8 protein-coding genes are annotated in these 6483 nt (G+C 42.3%); all 8 read right to left on the bottom strand.

Features of this window, described 5'->3' with window-relative positions:
* Window positions 1-70: 70 nt before the first annotated feature.
* Window positions 71-430 (bottom strand): heavy-metal-associated domain-containing protein, encoded by a 360-nt coding sequence (locus WKT17_RS14515; protein ID WP_330026205.1) that lies wholly within the window; start codon window positions 428-430, stop codon window positions 71-73.
* Between the two features lie 18 nt (window positions 431-448).
* Window positions 449-616 (bottom strand): FeoB-associated Cys-rich membrane protein, encoded by a 168-nt coding sequence (locus tag WKT17_RS14510; RefSeq protein ID WP_173749974.1) that lies wholly within the window; start codon window positions 614-616, stop codon window positions 449-451.
* 81 nt (window positions 617-697) lie between these two features.
* Window positions 698-2890, bottom strand: coding sequence for a ferrous iron transport protein B (feoB, locus tag WKT17_RS14505; RefSeq protein WP_330026209.1), 2193 nt, complete (start codon window positions 2888-2890; stop codon window positions 698-700).
* Window positions 2891-2937: 47 nt separating this feature from the next.
* A complete protein-coding gene (locus WKT17_RS14500) occupies window positions 2938-3156 on the bottom strand; it encodes a FeoA family protein (protein WP_173749972.1) in 219 nt (72 codons plus the stop codon).
* A gap of 55 nt (window positions 3157-3211) precedes the next feature.
* Complete coding sequence (locus tag WKT17_RS14495; protein ID WP_173749971.1) at window positions 3212-3424, bottom strand: FeoA family protein; 213 nt, start codon at window positions 3422-3424, stop codon at window positions 3212-3214.
* 218 nt (window positions 3425-3642) lie between these two features.
* Window positions 3643-3873, bottom strand: coding sequence for a hypothetical protein (locus WKT17_RS14490; RefSeq protein WP_291683284.1), 231 nt, complete (start codon window positions 3871-3873; stop codon window positions 3643-3645).
* 28 nt (window positions 3874-3901) lie between these two features.
* A complete protein-coding gene (locus tag WKT17_RS14485; protein WP_330026215.1) occupies window positions 3902-5359 on the bottom strand; it encodes an LCP family protein in 1458 nt (485 codons plus the stop codon).
* A gap of 108 nt (window positions 5360-5467) precedes the next feature.
* Window positions 5468-6307: a transposase gene (locus WKT17_RS14480; protein ID WP_340273373.1), complete on the bottom strand. Its 840-nt coding sequence runs from the start codon at window positions 6305-6307 to the stop codon at window positions 5468-5470.
* Between the last annotated feature and the right edge of the window lie 176 nt (window positions 6308-6483).

Raw genomic sequence — 6483 nt, 5'->3', positions numbered from 1 at the left:
AAAGAAACAGCATCCGGCTAAGGAATTTTCTCTGGTTCCTTAACCGAATGCCTGCACCTGTGATCTTTTACTATTTTATTGCTGTCACTTGAAAGCCGGCTCCTTCCACCGCTCTTCGCAGTTCTGTATCTGCCACTGTCCGGTCATAAGCCACAGCAGCCTGCTTCTTTTTCAGATTTACTCTTGCAGAAACCCCATCCTTGGCATTCAGCGCTTTTTCCACACTCTGTCTGCAATGGTCACAGGTCATGCCTTCTATAGAGATTGTCTTTTTCCCAACAATGGGATTGGAAAGTTTCTTTTCTGTTTCCTTTATCAGACCCTTGCTCCCGCCGCAGCAGGAACACTCTCCCCGGAAATGTTTCACTGTACTTTTTACTGCCAGAATCAAAACAGCAAGAACTAAAACTAAAATAATTCCATTTATCATATGCTTCCTGCCTTTCTTTTAAATCTGCTTTTTCGAATTGTAAGGTTCTGCATGACTGCAGCCATGACAACTGCTGCAGCAGCCGCTGCACCCTGCCTTTGGATTTTTACGGTTTTTTATCTGCCGGTAAATCACATAACCGCAATACAGGCCAATGCCGCCTGCCAATACAATATCTGCGAACATATTCTTTCACTCCTCTCTATACAAATACAGCCTGAAGCAAACACTTTGGAAATTGCCTGTTCAGGCTGTTGTTTCTATTTTTTACCTTGCTGCCTGCACAGAGCTCTTTGCATAGGTTTTTTTATGTTTATATGGGTCTGGCCGGAATAACATAAACAGCATGACTGCCGCTACCAGAATCCCTGCCGCAGAGCCTGCGGTAAATCCTCCTCCTGTCACCAGAAGACCAATCTGATAAATACTCAGGCACACCATGTAAGCAAACACATTCTGGAATAAAATTGCAAACCAGAACCATTTTCTGGACTGCATCTGCTGCGCCATCGTCGCAATGGCTGCCAGACAGGGAGAATCCAGAAGGTTAAACAGCAGGAAAGAAAATGCTGCCAATGCGCTTGGAAACCAGGACTGGATAGCTGCCCCTACGGTGATAGGGTCTTCAGACATACTGCTGCTGACATTTGCCAGGACACCCATGGTAGAAACAATGGCTTCCTTTGCGGTGAATCCGGAAAGTGAAGCAGACACTGGCTGCCATTCTCCAAATCCAAGAGGTGCAAAAATCGGTGCAATAACTCCGCCGACAGCGGCCAGAAGACTGTTGTTGCTGTCCTCTACCATACCGAAACCGCCATTGGTAAATCCAAATCCGCCCAGGAACCACATAACTACACAAGCCAGGAACAGAATCGTACCTGCTTTAATCATAAATCCTTTCAGTCTCTCCCATACATGAAGCAGTACAGTCTTTGCAGAAGGAATGTGATACTGAGGAAGTTCCATAACAAATGGCGCCGGTTCGCCGGAAAACGGTTTTGTTTTTTTCAGCATAATGGCAGATACCAGAACAGCCACAATACCCAAAAGATACATAAACGGCGCCATCAGACCGCCCGCTTCATAGCTGCCTGTTGTATAGCTTACCATAACACCTCCCATAAGTGCAATAACCGGAAGTTTGGCACCGCAGGGAATAAAGGTTGCTGTCATAATGGTCAAACGTCTGTCATTGTCATTTTCAATGGTCTTAGACGCCATAATTCCCGGAATACCGCATCCTGAAGAAATCAGAAGCGGAATAAAACTCTTTCCGGAAAGTCCGAAATGGCGGAAAATACGGTCCATAACAAAAGCGATACGAACCATGTAACCACAGTCTTCCAAAACAGAAAGAAACAGGAATAAAATTGCCATCTGAGGAACGAATCCCAGCACAGCTCCCACGCCGCCGATAATACCATCAGAAACCAGACTGATAATCAAATCATTGGCGCCTGCCGAAGCCAGAAATCCGGAAACCGCGTCCTGAATGGACACTACAAAGGTGTCATTGGTCCAGTCGGTTGCCATGCTGCCGGCTGTCGTTACGGAAACATAATACACCAGCCCCATGACCAAAAGGAAAATCGGAAGACCTAAAATACGGTTGGTGACAATTTTGTCGATTTTATCGGACATAGTCAGCTTATTTGCCGTCTTCTTTACTGCATCTGCAACAACTTTCTGGATAAAAGAGTAACGCTCATCTGTGACAATACTTTCCATATCGTCATCTTCTTTTTTCTCCAGACGTTCTGCCTCTGCCTCAATCTGTTCTCGCACCTTGGCATCTAAAGACAGTTCTTCCAAAACCTTGCTGTCTCTTTCCAGAAGCTTCACAGCATACCATCTCAGTTTGCTTCCTTCGGCAACATCCTGCAGCCAGCCCTCAGCCTGTGCAATGGCGCTTTCCATATCCTTACCGAAGATTTTCTTCGGCAGCTCCTGTTTTCCCTGCTTTGCACAGTGAACCGCTTCTTTCACCGCCTCTTCCAGTCCGGTGCCTTTTAGGGCAGAAGTTTTCACCACCGGGCAGCCTAAGAGAGTCCCGAGACGCTTTACGTCAATCTTAATCTCATTTTTTTCCATTAAATCTGCCATGTTCAGCGCAATCACCACAGGCACTCCTGTTTCTATCAGCTGTGTGGTCAGATACAGGTTTCGTTCGATATTGGTTGCATCTACCAGATTTAAAATTACATCCGGATTTTCTTTCAGAAGATAATCACGGCTCACAACCTCTTCCAATGTATAAGGAGAAAGGGAATAAACACCCGGCAGGTCCGTCACGATGATTTCTTCCCCGTTTCCTTTCTTTCCTTTGATTTTTCCCTCTTTCTTTTCCACTGTAACCCCCGGCCAGTTTCCAACGTACTGGTTTGCCCCGGTCAATGCGTTAAACATGGTCGTCTTTCCACAGTTGGGGTTTCCGGCAAGCGCAATCTTAATTGCCATTTTTCATTCCTCCTGGTTAGTTAGATTTAACTTTAGTCCAAAAAAATTTATCGAAGCTGTATGCACTGGGCATCCTGCTTTCTCAGCGAAAGTTCATATCCCCGAACGGTAATCTCTACCGGGTCACCAAGAGGGGCTACCTTGCGGATAAAAATTTCACAGCCTTTTGTGATTCCCATATCCATAATGCGGCGTTTATAAGCACCGTCACCCTCAATTTTGGAAACCACCACTGTGGTACCTACTTTTGCATCTTTCAGTGTCATTTCACTTCTCCTCCCTGTCTTTGATAAAATATTTCATAACAAACGTTGTTCATCCCTATACCATAATACGTTTTGCCATATCCTCGTTAATTGCTACTCTGGAATCCTTGATATTGACAATCATGTTTCCATTCAGCTTGGAAATGACGCTGATTTGAGCCTGTTCTACAAATCCCAGATTCGCCAGAAACCTTTTCGTTTCCGCAGCACCGCCTATTCGTCTGATTGTTGCCTGCTCTCCGTTTTGTAAAAAAATCAATGGCTGCATAGAATCCCTCCGTTCATCAAATATTTAGTGCCTTCTAACTTTTCTTAGTTTTCACTAACTTCATTGATTAGAATACGCTAACTTTCGCAAAATGTCAATAGTAATTTTTATTTTTGGGGAATTTTACCTGAAACGGCGCTGATATGTCAATGTTAAGGGGCTGTTTCATGCAACAGTCCCTTAAGAATATGCTCTTATATAGAACAGCAAGAAAAAAATCAGTTAATCAATTCCTGCAGTTCCTGGAAAAGTTTTAAATCAGATTCTTTTATTTTGATTTTAGAGGATGCAGTCTCTTCTCCCGGTCTTTTAATACTCAATTCAATCTCTGTATCTTCATCCACACCTTTTCCAAAAGAATTTACGAAAAAATCAAAAAAATGCGGATGATTCGCCATAAATTTTTTTCTCTCATTTAACATTTTCATCACTGTAACCGGATTTACCATTTGTCATTTCTCCTTTGTATTTTCTAGTTTATTCATCTGTTTTTTCCTGTATCTCCTGGATTTTCTGCTTTGCCTCCGCCACGGAATCCAAAGAAGGCTCTATCACATACACAGCCTGTCCCGGCAATGAATATGTGTATCCCGTCATTCCGGTTCCTGACACGGTATAAGATGTGATATTCCAGGCGGTTGTATTCTGTATCTGCATTTGAACCAGTTCTCCTATTTGTTCTTTGGGCACACTGGTCTCAAAACTGCCTGCAATCCCTTCCATAATAGAGGTATAATTAGAAAGCAGCGCTGAACTTGCACACTTTTGAATCACTGCACGAATAACCTCCATCTGGTTTTTGGCCCGCTGATAATCGCCTTCTTGAAAACTATACCGCTCTCTGGCAAAAGCCAAGGCTTCTAAGCCATTGACATGATTCATCCCTTTCGCATAAGACCGTACATTTTCCACTGAAAAATCATAGTCTGAATATACATCAATTCCGCCTAAAGCATCAATAATATCAATAAAACCAGTAAAATTCATTCGCAGACAATAATCAATCTGTATATCATACAGTTTCTCTAAAGCCTCCATACTGGTATCTATTCCGTAAATTCCCGCATGTGTCAGTTTATCCTTCTGGCCTCCTGTTACAGAAAAGTCTACATAATAATCCCGAGGTGTCGAAAGCAGAAAAATGTCACGGCTTTTGGTATTAACGACTGCCAGAATATTCACATCACTTCTGGAACGAGCAGAAAGTCCCCCGTAAGTGTCAATGCCGCTGATATACAAAATAAAAGAATCCGGTATGTTCTCAGGTATTTCCGCTTCTACCTGCGCCGTACTTTCTACTGTAGTCGTAATTGTCTCCACTTTCCGAATTTCGCTTGACATCCAGGTATAGCCTTCTAATTCTCCAATTACAGGCACATACGCGTCATTTAAAATAATAGAACGCAGCTTTCCTTCTGACAGTTCCTGCAGCATGGTAAACATATTGTTATATTCTGCTGTTCCAAGGGTTACCTTGGCCTCTTCTTCCATATTTTTCAAAGAAGTTTTCGTATGCTCATAGTCCAGATTCGTAAGAATTCCCACCTTGAAATCTTTCACGTCTGCCAGACTTTGTGCCGGACTGTCTTTCAGAACATAGATAGAGACCGTACTTTCTTCTGCCTTTGTGTTTGTCACACGGCTCAGCATTTTCTCCGTCTGAGTCAGATACAGATTTCCTGCAAGCAACCCAGCCCCCAACATAAAAGACTGCACGGAAGCCAAAACCGCCGTTATCTTCTTTATCTGCATCACACCCAGAATGACACCAATTGCAATTTCCACCCCTGCCAATATACCAAAATATGTTGACGGAAGTATATTCAATTTCCAAAGAGTCATGTTGGCTGCTCCTGCGCAGAGAATATAAAACACCAGTATGGGAATTGTAATCCAACTATATTTTCTCTTTTTCGTATTTTTTACTTTCAACAAGGCGATGACCTCCGTATGTAGTGTCGTCTCATGTACTTTAGAATATGTCCTCTGACTGTATCTTTCAATTTCATCTTCTGCGGAAAAGTCTTTATAATTCCCTTATTTCTAAATTTTTTCCTGAATCCCCCGCACATATTCTACGGTCAAATCCAGCAAATCTGCGATTTCTTCCACTGTCTTTCCTTTATGAAGCAATGCACGTACACTCTTGGCTATTCCCTGCTCAAGTCCCTGAGTACGTCCTTGTGCTATTCCTTGCTCAAGTCCTTGCGTACGCCCCTGTATCAAACCACACTCTAATCCTCGTTTCATACCTTCCTGTATCAGCCTGTCTGATTCCAGTTCCAACACTTTTCCTCCCATAACATCACCTAACCCTTTCCTGGCTTTTTTCTGATTTCTCAGGATATACTCCCCTATCCGGAGTATCAGTTCTATTAAATCCCGATATGCTTTTTTGATTATTCCGGAACTCTCTGAGCCACCTGTCTGGACTTTGGGGGTTCTTCCGCAATTATCCGTAGTTGCTTTTGACATGTATATTAACTTTGCGGCTAATAACTCCTTACTACAGCGGCCATACATGGTACGTTTTATCATTTTCAACTTACTGTTTGTGCCCTCAACGAAACCATTGGATAAAGAGCTTGCTACAGCATTTTCTACGGCAGATAAATCTCTTTCAATACTAGAAACAAAACGGGATACTTCTTTCAAATCACTGTTTTTATATTTTTCAATAAACAGATATACGCAAGGCATGCTTTTCTTTTGAAAAATCTCCCGAAATTCACGAATACAGGACATTAGAATCCTAAGCTGCGGATAAGCATCCATCAAATATGATTTATGACTATTAGTTATCTCCAGATTCATCCACAGAAAACGGAAGATACCATTTCTTGATATGTGGTCATATTTCTGAAGCTTTTTCTTGAACAGCATCAGCCGAAGAACTTCTGTATAACACAATATCAATATGGAAACGCTCTATAATCTTATTCATATAATCATAAAATTGATCCATTCCGCTGTAAAAATTTTTGCGGCATAATGAATCATAGTCACCTTCAAGATATTTGGTCACTGTATTTTTGCTGCAATAAAGCATTTTAGATATT

Source organism: Blautia sp. HCN-20427, assembly GCF_037890365.1.
In the GTDB taxonomy this organism is placed as follows: domain Bacteria; phylum Bacillota; class Clostridia; order Lachnospirales; family Lachnospiraceae; genus Blautia.
This window is presented reverse-complemented; position numbering and strand designations above follow the sequence as displayed.